Source organism: Devosia limi DSM 17137, assembly GCF_900128975.1.
In the GTDB taxonomy this organism is placed as follows: Bacteria; Pseudomonadota; Alphaproteobacteria; order Rhizobiales; family Devosiaceae; genus Devosia; species Devosia limi.
The window spans coordinates 15,758-29,026 of record NZ_FQVC01000016.1; the positions used below are offsets into that span (position 1 = coordinate 15,758).

Sequence of the window (13,269 nt, forward strand, 5' to 3'; positions counted from 1 at the left end):
GCGCATGAGGGCGCACGGCGCCCAGGCGCAGGAGCGAGACAAGCATATGGTCGTCCAGGCAATTCGGTCCGCTCTGTTCTATATCTTTTTCATCGGACAAACGGTGCTTGTCGCCGTCAGCATCGGCACCATTGCGCTGGTGACCGGTGGCCGCACCATTCTCAGCTGGAACATTGCCAAATACTGGTGCCGGTCCAACCTGTCGATGCTGCGCTGGATCGCCGGTGTCCGCACCAAGGTCACCGGCACCGAGAACATCCCCGAGGGCGGCTGCATCATTGCCGCCAAGCACCAGAGCGATTGGGATGTCTTCGCCATCTTCCCCCATACCGGCCGTCCTGCCTATATCGTCAAGAAGGAGCTGATGCGCATCCCCTTCTTCGGCTGGGCCGCCCGCTCGCTCGACTGTATCGAAGTCGACCGCAAGAAGGGCGCCGAGGCCATTCCCTCGATGATGCGCCAGGCCCATGCTGCTATCGAACGCGGCTGCCGCATCGTGATTTTCCCCGAAGGCACCCGCAAGGCGCCGCTCGCCCCCGCTGAATATCGGCAGGGCATTGGCCGACTCTATGCCGAGCTCAATGTGCCGGTGGTGCCGGTAGCGCTCAATTCGGGTCTGTTCTGGGGCCGCAATAGCCTCGTGATCTGGCCGGGCACCGCCGAAGCCAAGTTCTTGGCCCCAATTGAGCCGGGACTGGCGCCAAATGTTTTCCAGGAGCACCTTAAAGCTGCCATCGAAACAGAATCGGATGAGCTGATCTTTGATGCGATCGATCGCGGCCTGTCCCGCCCCATAGACGATCGTCTGCGTGCCGCTATTGATACCCGCAAGGGATCGCGCTCCAAGGCCCGCTAATCACTACATATTGACAACTTTAACGATCCCTGCCTACATGTAGGCGTGCTGCGTGTGGGCGCTTGACGTCTATTGCATTTTGTTCTATTTTTGTTCTACTTCTGGCGCAGCAGGGGAACGGCAACAATGGCCTTTCTGAGCGACAATAAGGTAGTGGCACCGGCCTTCATCCGGCCGGTCAGCTGGCAGGGGCGCTCCGGGCGGTCCTATGGACTGGTGGGCGAAAGTCTCGACCAATTCGCCATGGCCGAACGCGATCTCTACATCATCGCCAAGGGCAGCCATGTGCTCTGGGTCGGCTCCACCGGCGAATTGGTCGGCGATCCGATGAGCCGCACCCGTTTTCGCCTCGCGCTCGATTGCGCCGATCGCGTGTTCCGCTGCCTCACCCCCGGTGCCGATGCCGAACGCATGGCCACCATTTGGGACCTCGAAGGCGCCGAACCCGTTTCCGAAGTCCAGGCCGCCTAACGCCCCCACCACTCAGACTTTAGCCCACCAGGTCATTCCCGCTCAGGCGGGAATCCATTCGTCGCTTTCTTCCGCACGCCACCGCCCCTCGCGAGGGGCCTAGGCCGTCCCGAGCTCCCGCGTCAGCATCTCTGCCAGCGCCATCAGCTGCCGATCCCGGATACCCAGTTCGCTCAGGCGCCGCGCCGTGTTCAGCACATAATCGATATTGGGCCCCGAAACGCCCATTCCCGCCTGCACCATGGCCAGTTGCCGCTCCAGTTCCAGCCGGCCTGCATATTGGAAATGCCGCTCGTCAACGACGAAGGCCAGCGCGCCGACCATGCGCCCATCGGCCAGCCACACCTTCCGCATCGCCTCGCGATATACCCCGGTCACCTGCTCGCGCTCGCGCAGATAATCATGCACCCCGCGCCAGTCGCTATCGGCGACCTCGAACACCATGCCGCGGCACGAACCGCCCCGCGTCAGCCCAAACACCAGTCCCGGCTGCGCCTCGGTCCCGCGATGATGGTGGGAATAAATCGATAGGCTACGATGCGCCCCCCGCAGCAAGCCCTGCTGCGCGGAAACATGCGTGAAACCGGGATTCCAGATCAATGATCCGTAGCCGAAGACCCAATGGGTCGCTGATGTGCTTAATGTATCGAGCATTGCCTTGACCTGGCTAGAATCCTAGAGAAGCTGTGCCTGTGAGGCAACAGCCTCTTCTGACTAGCCACCATGCAAGACTGGATCGACCCGGATTTGCCCGCCCGCCCCCGCCATGCGCGGACTTGCCCATCCGGCCGGGCTTTCGCCAACGCGTCGCCAAGGATAGAAGTGCCGCCCATGAAGAAAATCATCGCCCTTGGCATCGTCGTTCTTGTCGTCGTCCTGATCTGGACCGGCGGCTGGTTTTTCCTCGCCGGCCAGCTTCGCCAGCAGATCGAGGCCCAGGCCCTGGCCGATGGCGTCACCACGCCACGCCTCACCTGCGAAGGCCTGGATGTCACCGGCTTCCCGTTCCGCTTCGATGCCGATTGCAGCGGGGCCAGGCTGGTGAGCGGCGACATGGTCGCTGACATCGCCGGCATTCGCGCCAGCGTTCTGGTCTATCGCCCCACCCACATCCTGGCCTCCGCCCTCGGGCCGGTGACCATTTCCGACGCCTTTACCGGCACCAAGAACAGCGTCAGCTGGTCGGGCCTGGAAGCCAGCCTCCGGCTCGACAATTGGCGGATTGCCCGCCTGTCTGTCTCGGTTCACGACGCCGTCTGGTCCGATACATTGATGGGCGATACGGTGATTGCCCAAAGCCCGCTGGTGGAACTGCACCTGCTCGATATACCCGAACAGCATGACGCTACCGCCGGCCTCGCCGCGCTGGCAGGTTATGTGCAGGTCCAGGGCCTGTCCTATCCCGGCATGACCATCGCCGATGGCAATGCCCAGATCGAGATCGAGCTCCACGCCTTGCCCGACGACATCAGGCGCTTTGGCGATGTCGATCTGCTGCGCAACTGGCAGGCCGCCAACGGCCAGCTCAAGCTGGTCTCGCTACGCGCCGACGATGGCGCCGCCAATCTCAATGCCGAGGGCACGATCAGTCTCGACAATCGCGGACGGGTCGAGGGGCGCATTACCATGACTTCCAATGGCGTCGTGGCGCGGCTGGAACCCGTCCTCCTCGAGCCCTATCGCACCCTGGTCTTTGGCAATCCCGGCGTCGACGGCAACCATTCCAATACCGTCAATTTCCGCCTGGGTCGCGTGTTCTCCGGCGTCATCCCGATCGGCGCCATTCCGCCGCTGTTCTGACGCCCCAGCACTTCCAAAAGCAAAGACCTCGCTGCCAGCGGCGGCGAGGTCTTTCTCATTCGGCATGATTGCGTTTTAGGCGTCGTCGCCGCCGCCATGCTCGCGCAGAATCACGGGCGACACCGGCGCCGGCGTAGCCTCATGCGGGCGGCCGAAATCCGGCGCGGCCGTTTCCTGTCCCGCACTGATGATCGAACGGCGAATGGCACGGGTGCGGGTGAACATGGTTTCGAGCGCCGGACCATCCCCAGTCCGCACCGCCCGCTGCAGCACCGACAGGTCCTCCGAGAACCGCCCCAGCATTTCGAGCACCGCATCGCGATTGGTCAGGAAAACGTCGCGCCACATCACCGGATCGGACGCGGCAATACGGGTGAAGTCGCGGAAACCCGAGGCCGAAAACTTGATGACTTCCGACTGCGTTGCCGCTTCCAGATCCGCCACCGTGCCGACGATATTGTAGGCGACAAGGTGCGGAATATGGCTGGTAATTGCCAGCACCATGTCGTGGTGCGCCGCGTCCATCGTTTCGACCTGGCTGCCCATGGCGCGCCAGAACCCGGCAAGGCGCTCCGTCTGGGCCGGATCGACCTCAGCGCCCGGCGTCAACACGCACCAGCGCCCGGCAAACAGCTCGGCAAAGCCGGCTGACGGCCCCGAATGCTCGGTGCCGGCGATCGGATGCCCGGGGATCAAGTGCACGCCTTCGGGCACCAGCGGCGCCAGCACCTTGACCACATGGCCCTTGACCGAGCCGACATCGGACAGGATCGCCCCCTTCTCCAGCGCCGGTGCTATCGCACGCATCACACTTTCATAGGCGCCGACCGGCGTGCAGAGAATAACGAGATCGGCGCCGCGCACGGCATCAGCGGCATCGAGCGTATAGATATCGCCCAGCCCCAGCTCGCGCGCTTCGTCCAGCGTCTCGGCCTTGCGGGTCGAAATGGCGATGACATCGGCCAGCCCCTGTCGACGCGCCGCCAGCGCAATCGAGGAACCGATCAGCCCGATGCCGATCAAAGCCAGTTTCTTGAAGGGAGCGCTCATCGGCCTACCGTGGTCTTGAGAATATCGACAACGCCGCGCATCGCGGCTTCCGAGCCGATGGAAATGCGCAGGCCATTGGGGATGCCATAGGCCGCCCCCACCTGCCGCACGATCAGCCCTTTGGCCATCAGGGCATCGAATGCCGCGTTCGCCTCGGCTTCACTGGGGAACAGCACCAGCACGAAATTGGCCTGGCTGGGCAGCACCTGCAGCCGGTTGGAGGCAAGCTCTGTCGTCAGCCAGTCGCGCCATTGCGCATTATGCTGGCGCAGCTTGTCGTTGAATGGGGTATCGCGCGTCGCCTCGGCGGCCGCCAATTGCCCCGCCAGATTGACATTGAACGGCCCGCGAATGCGGTTGATCACATCCACCAGGTGCTCGGGACCATACATCCAGCCGATCCGCGCCGCCGCCAGCCCCATCTTGGAGAAGGTGCGCACCATCACGACATTGTCGGCGCTGTCGACCAGGTCGATCCCCACCGAGTAATCGGCCGCCGTCACATATTCGGCATAGGCACTGTCGATGACCAGCAGGATATCCCCACGCAATCCAGCATGCAGCCGCGCCACTTCGGCCGCGCTCAGATAGGTGCCGGTCGGATTGTTCGGATTGGCCAGGAAGACCATCTTGGTCCGCGGAGTGACCGCCGCCAGCAGCGCGTCGACATCGGAGCGGTATTCCGCCTCCGGCGCCATGATGATCCTGGCGCCGGCCGCCATGGTGACGATCGGATAGACCGAAAAGCCATACTGGCTCATCACCGCTTCGTCGCCCTCGCCCAGATAGCATTGCGCCAGCAGATGCAGCAGGTCATCCGAGCCATTGCCGCAGACGATACGCTCGACATCGATGCCATGGACTTGAGCCAGCGCCACGCGCAGCACCTTGGACGTCCCCTCTGGATAGACCTCCAGATGATCGGCAACCGAGCGGAACGCCGCGATGGCACGCGGCGAAGCGCCGAGCGGGCTCTCATTGGAGGAGAGCTTGATCGGGGTCACCCCTGGCGCAGCGGCAGAACGGCCGGGCACATAGGGCGCAATATCGAGAATACCGGGCTGCGGCGTCGGACGTTTAGAGGTCATGATGGATGGTTCAAAGGTCAGGAAAAGCCGCGCGGACCATAGTCAAAGTGCGCGCCGATGGCAAAGGAAAGCCGCACCTGTCCTAGCGCAGACGGGCTGTCGCCGGGCTGAGGCCGGGCACCCGCACAAAGCGCTCCTCGCGCTTGCGCCGCGGCACCGCCGGAAACGCTTCCTTACGGGCCCGCACGCAGATGACCCCGCTCATGGCCGGCCCGAACAGGCGTCCTGCCCCTTCGAAGAACCGGGTCGATTTCAGCACCAGCGAACTCTGGAACGGCGGCAGGAACAGGCCGTCGCGCCAGGCCTCCGGCACGAAGCTGTGGTCTCGCAGCAATTGCTCCAGCTGCCCCGCCGAATAGGGATTGCCGGTCCCGAACGGCGTCGTGTCGCGTTGTGCCCAGATCCCGCGCCGCCGCGGCACCACGATCAGCAATTGCCCGTTGGGCGCGGTAATGCGCCAGAGCTCGCGCATCAGCTCCTCGGCATCGGCGATATGCTCGAGCGCATGCACGGCGATGGTCAGATCGATCGCCGCATCGGTCAGCGGCATTTCCAGCGGGTCGCAGAGGACCGTGCGCGATGGACCTTCGCGCGGCCAGGCCGATGCGCCCTGCCGGTTGGGCATGAAGGCCAGCACCCGTTCGGCCGGCTCCAGCGCAAACCGCAGATAGGGCGTGGCAAAGCCCAGCCCCAGCAATCGCTTGCCGCGCACATTGCCGGCCAACCCGATAACCTGCTCGCGCACCAGCGCACGCGAAATCCGACCCAAGGGGGATTTGTAATACTCGATCAGGCGGGCAACGTCGCTGGTCATGGCCGGACCTTGCCAAAGGGATGGGGCATTGTCGATTCCGAGGTTGTCATGTTGGCTCCCGACACCTAGCTTTCAAGCAGTTGCAATTGCAAGGAATGGACTAATGGGTTTGATCGTCGACGTGTTCGAGGCGCGCAGTGACAATTATGGCTACCTCGCCCACGACACCGCTACCGGCCGGACTGCCGCCATCGATGCGCCCGAGGCCGGGCCGATCAAGAACGCCTTGCTCCATCGCGGCTGGCGCCTGACCGACATCTTCATCACCCACCATCATATCGACCACGTCGAAGCCATTCCCGAGCTCAAGGCCGAGTTCGGCGTCACCGTCTCCGGCCCACGTGCCGAAGCCGACAATATCCCCGGTCTCGACGTGCTGCTCGATCCCGGCACCACACTGGCGCTGGGCGAAACCACGTTCGAGATCTTCGCGACCCCGGGCCACACGCTGGGTCATATCGTGTTCTACAATCCCGCTGGCGGGCACCTGTTCAGCGCCGATGCGCTGTTCTCGCTCGGCGTCGGTCGCATGTTCGAAGGCACGCCCGGCCCGATGTGGGAAGGCCTCAAGGTGCTACGCGCCCTGCCCGATGCAACGCTGGTTTATCCCGGCCATGAATACACCGCCAGCAACGCCAAGTTCGCGCTGTCGATCGATCCCGACAATGCTGTGCTGCAGACCCGCGCCGCCGAGGTCCATGCCCTGCGTGCCGCCGGGCGCTTTACCGTGCCGGCCAATCTCGGCATCGAGAAGCAGGCAAACCCGTTCCTGCGCGCCGATGATCCGGTGATCGCCCGCTATTATGGCCTCGAAGGCGCTGACCCCGCCGAAGTCTTCGCCGCCATCCGCAAGGGCAAGGACACCTTCTAGTCCACCCTTCAGAACCGACCGCATGACGCCGTTTCCGGAAACTCCCGGGGACGGCGTCCTGTTTTGGAACGCTTCCGCGCGATTGGGCTGGACAGCGTTAACCTTTCGTTTACCTATGGCACGGTGATTGCAGCTTAACGGGTAAGGGCCCGTTAATATGCTCCACTCCGAGACAGTGTGGCCCGCTTTTGAACAGGCAGGTTGCACGATGGCCAAAAACAGCAGCGAGAACCGCCCCAATCCAAGACCCGGGCTTCCCATGGTGACCGAAACGCAGCGTCCGCGGCCCTCTTTGACCCGCACCACCAGCACCGCCACCTTTGTCAGCCAACTGCTCGTCGAACGCAGCCGGCCTGCCCCGCTCTGGCCGCGGCACAACCTTGCCGTCGAAGGCGCCCTCGGCGCCTATTCCGCCGGCGCCCAGCGCGGCGTCCGCCGCATGCCCCAAGGTTATCGCAAGAGCGTGCTGGTTTAGCTGCTCTCAGGCCCCCAAACCCTCCCGCCGTCATTGCCCGGCCTGTCCGGGCAATCCAGCTTCGGCTCGCAGCCGCCGCGCACCGTGAGGACCGGAAGCGCAACAAGCCGGCATTTGCAGGCCAGCCTTCGATGAAGGCCTAGTCCATCGTCACGTCGCGACTGGCACTGGTAATCGAAACCGAGAAGCCCGCGACCACGTCGATCAGCGCCATCACCATCAGCAGGAAGAACACCGAGCTCGACGCCGCCCCGATCAGCAGGAATTCAATCAGGAAAGCGACGAACAGCACCATCGAGAGCATATGCTCCAGAATCGATGACGAGCCCGTGCGGGTTGATTTCAGCACTTCAAAGAACAGGCAGAACAGCGACACCACCAGCAGGAAGTCGCCAGCGGTAACAGCCCATGGCGTTCCCGACACCATCGGGATCACGAACAGGCCATTGCCCCAGCCGCTGGGCTGCCCGCCAAAGGCGGTGAACGTAACCAGATTGTAGATGGCGAATGGAAATACCAGCAGCGGCACCACGAAGCCGCGGCGGTCCCGCCGGCGATTGCCATGGGGAGGGATAAACACAGTCTCAGTCATGGCCAGCGGCTCCGTTGCGATGGCCGCACCATGCCAGAGCTGCAGTCAGGCGGAAAGGCCGAACAAAAGGCCCGACATGCCGCCAGAAGCGCCTCCCCTCGCAAGGGGAGGCTGGAGATGCAGCGCTTAGCGCTTGAGCGGGCCAACCATCGATTCGGGCTTCACTTCGGCGTCGAATTCCTCGCCGCTCAGCAGGCCCAGTGCGATGGCTTCCTCGCGCAGCGTCGTGCCGTTCTTGTGCGCGGTCTTGGCGATCTTGGCAGCGTTGTCATAGCCGATCTTGCGATTGAGCGCCGTCACCAGCATCAGCGAATTGTTGAGGTGCTCATTGATGCGCTTGCGATCGGGTGCGATGCCGATGGCGCAATTGTCGTTGAACGAGCGCGCCGAGTCAGCCAGCAGCCGCACCGACTGCAGGAAATTATAGGCAATCACCGGTTTGAAGACGTTGAGCTCGAAATTGCCCTGGCTGGCGGCAAAGCCGATCGCCGCGTCATTGCCCATCACCTGCACCGCCACCATGGTCATGGCTTCCGACTGGGTCGGGTTGACCTTGCCCGGCATGATCGAGGAGCCCGGCTCATTTTCCGGAATGGTCAGCTCGCCCAGGCCCGAACGCGGGCCCGACGCCAGCCAGCGCACGTCATTGGCGATCTTCATCAGCGCGGCGGCCAGCTGCTTCAGGGCCCCCGACGTACCGACAAAGGCGTCATGGCCGGCCATTACCGCATATTTGTTTGGTGCGGTCACGAAGTCCTGGCCGGTCAGCGCCGCGATTTCGGCCGCGACGGTCACAGCGTAATCGGGATGGGCATTGAGCCCAGTGCCGACGGCGGTACCGCCCAGCGCCAGTTCCTTGAGCTGGGGCAGCGTCACCTTGATTGCCTTGACGGCCAGGTCGATCTGGGCGACCCAGCCGCTCATTTCCTGGCCCAGCGTCAGCGGCGTCGCGTCCTGCAGATGGGTGCGGCCGATCTTGACCACGTCCATGAACTCTTCCGATTTCGCCGCCAGCGTGGCGCGCAGCACTTCGATGCGCGGGAACAGATAGTTCTCCAGCGCTTCGACGGCGGCGATATGCATGGCCGTCGGATAGGTGTCGTTCGATGACTGGCTCATATTGACATGGTCATTGGGATGAACCGGCTTCTTGGAGCCCATGACACCGCCCGAAAGCTCGATGCCGCGGTTGGAGATCACCTCGTTGACGTTCATGTTCGACTGGGTGCCCGACCCGGTTTGCCACACCACCAGCGGGAAATGCTCGTCGAGCTTGCCCGAGATCACTTCGTCGGCTGCGGCAACGATCAGGTCGCGCGTCGCCTCGTCGAGCAGGCCGAGCTTATGGTTGGCCAGCGCCGCAGCCTTCTTCAGGATGCCAAAGGCGGTGACGATTTCCGTTGGCATGCGCTCGCCGCCGATGTCGAAATTGGCAAGGCTGCGGGCCGTCTGCGCGCCATAATACTTGTTGGCGGGCACATTGATGGTGCCCATCGAATCCGATTCAACGCGCATGCTCATGGAAAATCTCCGGTCAGGTCTTTGGCCGCTTGCATACATCGTCAAGCAGCCGGCCAATATTGCAACAAAGTCTAGTCGCCCGGCCCGTCGTTCCGGGCAAGACAAAACGGCCGGTCCCACGCGGAACCGGCCGTTTCATAATTCTCAAAGCGAGCGCACGGGCGCTGGCTCGTTAGTTCTTCGCGGGAGCGAGAACCTGCCGGCCGCGATACATGCCGGACTTGAGGTCGACGTGATGCGGGCGACGCAGTTCGCCGCTATCCTTGTCTTCAACATAGGAGGATGCGGAAAGCGCATCGGCCGAACGGCGGAAGCCGCGCTTCATCGGCGATGTTTTGCGTTTTGGCACTGCCATGATCGGTACTCCGAATTCAATATCGTTGCGCCGCCAGAGCGGCCCAGAGACTGGCTCTGTTGGGGTTGGCGGTGTCTATAGATGAGAAAATGCCCGTTGACTAGAGGGCAAGTTGACCGTTTTCCCCCACGCAGGCAGCGCGCTCGCCATATTGACGAGCCCGCGCGGCAATGATCCCGGCAATGCGCTGCATACCCGCCGAAGGCCGGCCTGGCAAGCGCACCATCGGATTGGGCAGAGCCGTGGTCAACAGGCTCGCCGTACGCCAGTCCAGATCCTGCGGTTCGATGCCAAAAGCGGCGCGCGCACCAGCTACCGCGCCGAACTGCCCGTCCGGTCCCCATTCGGCAATATTGAGGTAGATTTCCATGATCCGTTTCTTCGGCATCACCAGGTCGATATAGAGCGCCAGCGGAATCTCGAGGCCCTTGCGCACAAAACTCTGGTCGTTCCAAAGAAAGAGGTTCCGCGCCACCTGCATGGTGATTGTCGAAGCGCCCCGTGCATCCTCCCCCGCCATCAGTTTTTCCACCTCGTCGCGCAGCGCACCGAGATCGACGCCCCAATGGCGGCAGAACTGCCCGTCCTCCGACAGGATCACCGCGGCTTTCAGACGATCGGAAATCTGGTCGATATCGCGCCACTCGCGCACCACCGGCCGCCCGGTCAGATAGCGCTCCAGCATCGGCACCGAAACCGGATCGACCACCAGATAGACCGGCGTCAGGATCAACGGAATGGCCACCAGCACGGCCAGCACCATGCCGCCCCAGCGCCAGATGCGCCCCCATCCCCTTGCTCGCCGTCTCGCCATCCAGCCCTGCCCCTGTGACACCAGCCCCGTGCATACCGGCGATGCCGTTCCGGTGAAAGGCAAAATCCCCGCGCGGCCTGTGGTCATCCGATCCGCCCGCCGGGGCGCCAGGGCCCCTACCACCTCTTGCCCCCCTGCAGCCAATTGGCTAGCAACAGCGCATGTATGATTTTGCCGCCGACATTGCCGATTGTGCCCTGGCCGTCGAAACGGCCCTGGACCGCCACCTGACCGCCGCGCGGCTCTCGGGTCCCGGCCCGGCCGCCGACCGGCTCGTCGCCGCCATGCGCCATGGCAGCCTCAATGGCGGCAAGCGCCTGCGCCCGCTGCTGGTGCGCCAGACCGCCACCATCTTTGGCGTGCCGCCGGCCCAGTCGCTGCTGGCTGGTCTGGCCATCGAGGCGGTGCATTGCTACTCGCTGATCCATGATGACCTGCCGGCCATGGACGACGACGACCTGCGCCGCGGCCGCCCGACCGTCCACAAGGCCTATGACGAAGCCACCGCCATTCTGGCCGGCGACGCGCTGCTGACTCACGCTTTTGGGCTCCTGTCCCACCCCGACTGCCACCCAGATTCCAGTGTACGCATCGCGCTGGTCAGTGAATTGGTGGCCGGCAGCGGCGCTGGCGGCATGGCTGGCGGCCAGATGCGCGACATCGAGGGCGAGACCGCCCCGCTCGATGCCAGCGGCATCGCCACCATGCAGGCGATGAAGACCGGCGCCCTGATCCGCGCCAGCGTCCGCATCGGCGCCCTTTTGGGCAATGCCGATCCGCGCGCGCTCTCGGCGCTCACCGCCTATGCCGAGGCCGCCGGCCGCGCCTTCCAGCTGGCCGATGACATTCTCGACGTCACCGCCACACCCGAAGCCATGGGCAAGGCCACCGGCAAGGACGCCAGCCAGGGCAAGCAGACCCTCGTGGCCCGCGTCGGCGTCGATGCTGCCCGGGCTGAACTCAAGCTCATCATCAATGAAGCGCTGTCGGCGCTGCGCACCTTCGGTCCCAAGGCCGATGGCCTGCGCGCCACCGCCCGCTATTTCGGCAGCCGGGAGAACTGAGCATGGCCCGGCTGGAGAGCGTCAATCGCGGCAAGGCCGAGCCGATCCCGGCCAAATCCGCCCTGACCGGCATCTACAAGCGCCCCGTCAGCGGCCCCGTTGAAATCGATCGCGATGGCCTTGTCGATGACGCCATTATCGACCGCCGCCATCACGGCGGCATCGACCAGGCCATCTACATTTACTTTGCCGATGACTACGCCTGGTGGAGCCGCGAACTCGACGCCGAGCTCGCCCCCGGCACCTTTGGCGAAAACCTCACCATCGACGGCATCACGGGCAGCGCCGTGTCGGTCGGCGATCGCTTCGCCATCGGTCCGGTGCTGCTGGAAGTCACCTCGCACCGCACCCCCTGCATGGTGTTTGCCGCGCGCATGGGCGATCCCGGCTTCGTCAAACGGTTCCACCGCGCCGGCCGCCCCGGCGCCTATTGCCGCGTCATAACCACGGGCGCCATCGAAGCCGGCATGCCAGTCGGTTACCAAAACTTTGCCGGAGCGCCCGTCACCGTCAGCGAATTGATGGCACTCGACGGGATCCGCGACATTCCCGCCGCCACGCTCGAGCGCGCCCTTGCCGCCCCCGTTCATTACAAGCTGCGCCACGATTACGAGCAGCGCCTCGCCCGCCTTTTCTAAAGGACATTTCATGAGCCTCGACAGCGTCCGCGCCGACCTTGCCTCACGTGCCCCCGATCTCGCCATCATCGAAACCACCGAATCGACCGCCACCGTCCAGCTGGCCGCCATCGTCCATAATTGCGAGCCCGGCCAGATCGCCAAGACCCTGTGCATCCGCGTTGGCGGCGAAGTGCTGCTCCTGGTGACGCGGGGCGATGCCCGGCTCGACAATGCCAAGGCCAAGGCCGCCTTCGGTGGCCGCCCGCGCATGCTGGGCGCCGAGGAAGTCGAAGACCTCACCAGCCACAAGGTCGGCGGCGTCTGCCCCTTTGGCCTGCCCCGGCAATTGCCGATCTATTGCGATGCCTCGCTCAGGATCTATGATGAGGTCATCCCGGCCGCCGGCTCGACCCATTCATCGGTTCGCATGAGCGTCGACCGACTGGCCGAACTGGTTGGCGGCAAATGGGTCGATGCCTGCCAGCCGCCCGTCGCGGCGGAATAGGAACACAACATGCTGCTGGCCTTCCTCGTCGTCGTTACCGCGATCAACGTTCTGGTGGCCACCGGCTTTTCCCTTGCCGGCATCTTCTTGCCGGGCTTGATCGTTAGAGGGGGTGAGGGCTCGCACACCGCGCGGGTCTTTGCGCTTTATGGCCTGGCCCGTTCCTTGCCCCTGTTACTGGTCGCCGCCTGGGCCATCCTGACCACCTCGCTGCCCGGCCTGCTCTGGGTTGGCACCCTGGCCGGCGTCAGCCTGCTCGCCGATGCCGCTGTCGGCACCCAGACCGGCGATCGCCTCAAGGTCTGGGGGCCTCTCGGCCTTGGCGCCCTGCAAATCATCGCCGTGCTGCTCGCGGCCTGGTGGGCCTGAGCCA

General features: G+C 64.1%; 17 protein-coding genes. 9 read left to right on the forward strand and 8 right to left on the reverse strand.

Translation table 11 applies throughout. The annotated features are described in order from the left end of the window. The first annotated feature begins 4 nt into the window (after nucleotides 1–4). Both BUA69_RS18605 and BUA69_RS18610 read left to right on the forward strand, forming a co-directional pair. Nucleotides 5–856, forward strand: coding sequence for a lysophospholipid acyltransferase family protein (locus BUA69_RS18605; protein WP_160300115.1), 852 nt, complete (start codon nucleotides 5–7; stop codon nucleotides 854–856). 126 nt (nucleotides 857–982) lie between these two features. Beyond that, nucleotides 983–1,327 carry a hypothetical protein gene (locus BUA69_RS18610; protein WP_046134562.1) on the forward strand — a complete coding sequence of 115 codons (345 nt, stop codon included), beginning with the start codon at nucleotides 983–985 and terminating at the stop codon, nucleotides 1,325–1,327. A gap of 99 nt (nucleotides 1,328–1,426) precedes the next feature. Here BUA69_RS18610 and BUA69_RS18615 read toward each other — a convergent pair whose 3' ends face one another. Beyond that, complete coding sequence (locus BUA69_RS18615) at nucleotides 1,427–1,981, reverse strand: gamma-glutamylcyclotransferase (RefSeq protein ID WP_046134563.1); 555 nt, start codon at nucleotides 1,979–1,981, stop codon at nucleotides 1,427–1,429. A 177-nt stretch (nucleotides 1,982–2,158) separates the two neighbouring features. On the opposite strand from BUA69_RS18615, the gene BUA69_RS18620 reads away from it, so the two are divergent. Beyond that, complete coding sequence (locus tag BUA69_RS18620) at nucleotides 2,159–3,127, forward strand: DUF2125 domain-containing protein (RefSeq protein WP_046134564.1); 969 nt, start codon at nucleotides 2,159–2,161, stop codon at nucleotides 3,125–3,127. Between the two features lie 75 nt (nucleotides 3,128–3,202). Here the strand turns inward: BUA69_RS18620 and BUA69_RS18625 are convergent, their stop codons facing one another. The 3 genes from BUA69_RS18625 to BUA69_RS18635 form a co-directional block, all read right to left on the reverse strand. Then, entirely contained in the window at nucleotides 3,203–4,177 is a 975-nt protein-coding gene (locus tag BUA69_RS18625) for a prephenate/arogenate dehydrogenase family protein (protein WP_046134565.1), read from the reverse strand. Then, entirely contained in the window at nucleotides 4,174–5,265 is a 1,092-nt protein-coding gene (gene hisC, locus BUA69_RS18630) for a histidinol-phosphate transaminase (RefSeq protein ID WP_046134566.1), read from the reverse strand. Before hisC ends, BUA69_RS18625 begins: the two co-directional genes overlap by 4 nt. An 82-nt stretch (nucleotides 5,266–5,347) precedes the next feature. After that, a complete protein-coding gene (locus tag BUA69_RS18635) occupies nucleotides 5,348–6,079 on the reverse strand; it encodes a class I SAM-dependent methyltransferase (protein WP_046134567.1) in 732 nt (243 codons plus the stop codon). Nucleotides 6,080–6,182: 103 nt separating this feature from the next. Here BUA69_RS18635 and gloB point away from each other — a divergent pair, with 103 nt between their 5' ends. After that, complete coding sequence (gloB, locus tag BUA69_RS18640; protein ID WP_046134568.1) at nucleotides 6,183–6,950, forward strand: hydroxyacylglutathione hydrolase; 768 nt, start codon at nucleotides 6,183–6,185, stop codon at nucleotides 6,948–6,950. 208 nt (nucleotides 6,951–7,158) lie between these two features. Continuing rightward, nucleotides 7,159–7,425, forward strand: coding sequence for a hypothetical protein (locus tag BUA69_RS18645; RefSeq protein ID WP_046134569.1), 267 nt, complete (start codon nucleotides 7,159–7,161; stop codon nucleotides 7,423–7,425). A 139-nt stretch (nucleotides 7,426–7,564) separates the two neighbouring features. Here the strand turns inward: BUA69_RS18645 and BUA69_RS18650 are convergent, their stop codons facing one another. The 4 genes from BUA69_RS18650 to BUA69_RS18665 all read right to left on the reverse strand — a co-directional run bounded on the left by BUA69_RS18650 (nucleotide 7,565) and on the right by BUA69_RS18665 (nucleotide 10,794). Further along, nucleotides 7,565–8,017, reverse strand: coding sequence for a hypothetical protein (locus BUA69_RS18650; protein WP_244468715.1), 453 nt, complete (start codon nucleotides 8,015–8,017; stop codon nucleotides 7,565–7,567). Nucleotides 8,018–8,143: 126 nt separating this feature from the next. Then, nucleotides 8,144–9,538 carry a class II fumarate hydratase gene (gene fumC / locus BUA69_RS18655; RefSeq protein WP_046134570.1) on the reverse strand — a complete coding sequence of 465 codons (1,395 nt, stop codon included), beginning with the start codon at nucleotides 9,536–9,538 and terminating at the stop codon, nucleotides 8,144–8,146. Between the two features lie 172 nt (nucleotides 9,539–9,710). Beyond that, nucleotides 9,711–9,893, reverse strand: a complete 183-nt coding sequence (rpmF, locus tag BUA69_RS18660; protein WP_046134571.1) for a 50S ribosomal protein L32 — start codon at nucleotides 9,891–9,893, stop codon at nucleotides 9,711–9,713. 100 nt (nucleotides 9,894–9,993) lie between these two features. Next, nucleotides 9,994–10,794 (reverse strand): biosynthetic peptidoglycan transglycosylase, encoded by an 801-nt coding sequence (locus BUA69_RS18665; protein WP_342079371.1) that lies wholly within the window; start codon nucleotides 10,792–10,794, stop codon nucleotides 9,994–9,996. 74 nt (nucleotides 10,795–10,868) lie between these two features. Here BUA69_RS18665 and BUA69_RS18670 point away from each other — a divergent pair, with 74 nt between their 5' ends. The 4 genes from BUA69_RS18670 to BUA69_RS18685 are packed head-to-tail and all read left to right on the forward strand — an operon-like array spanning nucleotide 10,869 to nucleotide 13,265. After that, entirely contained in the window at nucleotides 10,869–11,771 is a 903-nt protein-coding gene (locus BUA69_RS18670; RefSeq protein WP_046134573.1) for a polyprenyl synthetase family protein, read from the forward strand. A gap of 2 nt (nucleotides 11,772–11,773) precedes the next feature. Further along, entirely contained in the window at nucleotides 11,774–12,409 is a 636-nt protein-coding gene (locus BUA69_RS18675) for an MOSC domain-containing protein (RefSeq protein WP_046134574.1), read from the forward strand. A 10-nt stretch (nucleotides 12,410–12,419) separates the two neighbouring features. Then, on the forward strand, nucleotides 12,420–12,896 hold the full coding sequence (locus tag BUA69_RS18680; RefSeq protein ID WP_046134575.1) for a YbaK/EbsC family protein: 477 nt from the start codon (nucleotides 12,420–12,422) through the stop codon (nucleotides 12,894–12,896). 9 nt (nucleotides 12,897–12,905) lie between these two features. Next, the gene (locus tag BUA69_RS18685; protein WP_046134576.1) at nucleotides 12,906–13,265 is read left to right on the forward strand and encodes a hypothetical protein; all 360 of its coding nucleotides are present in this window, start codon (nucleotides 12,906–12,908) and stop codon (nucleotides 13,263–13,265) included. Nucleotides 13,266–13,269 lie beyond the last annotated feature (4 nt).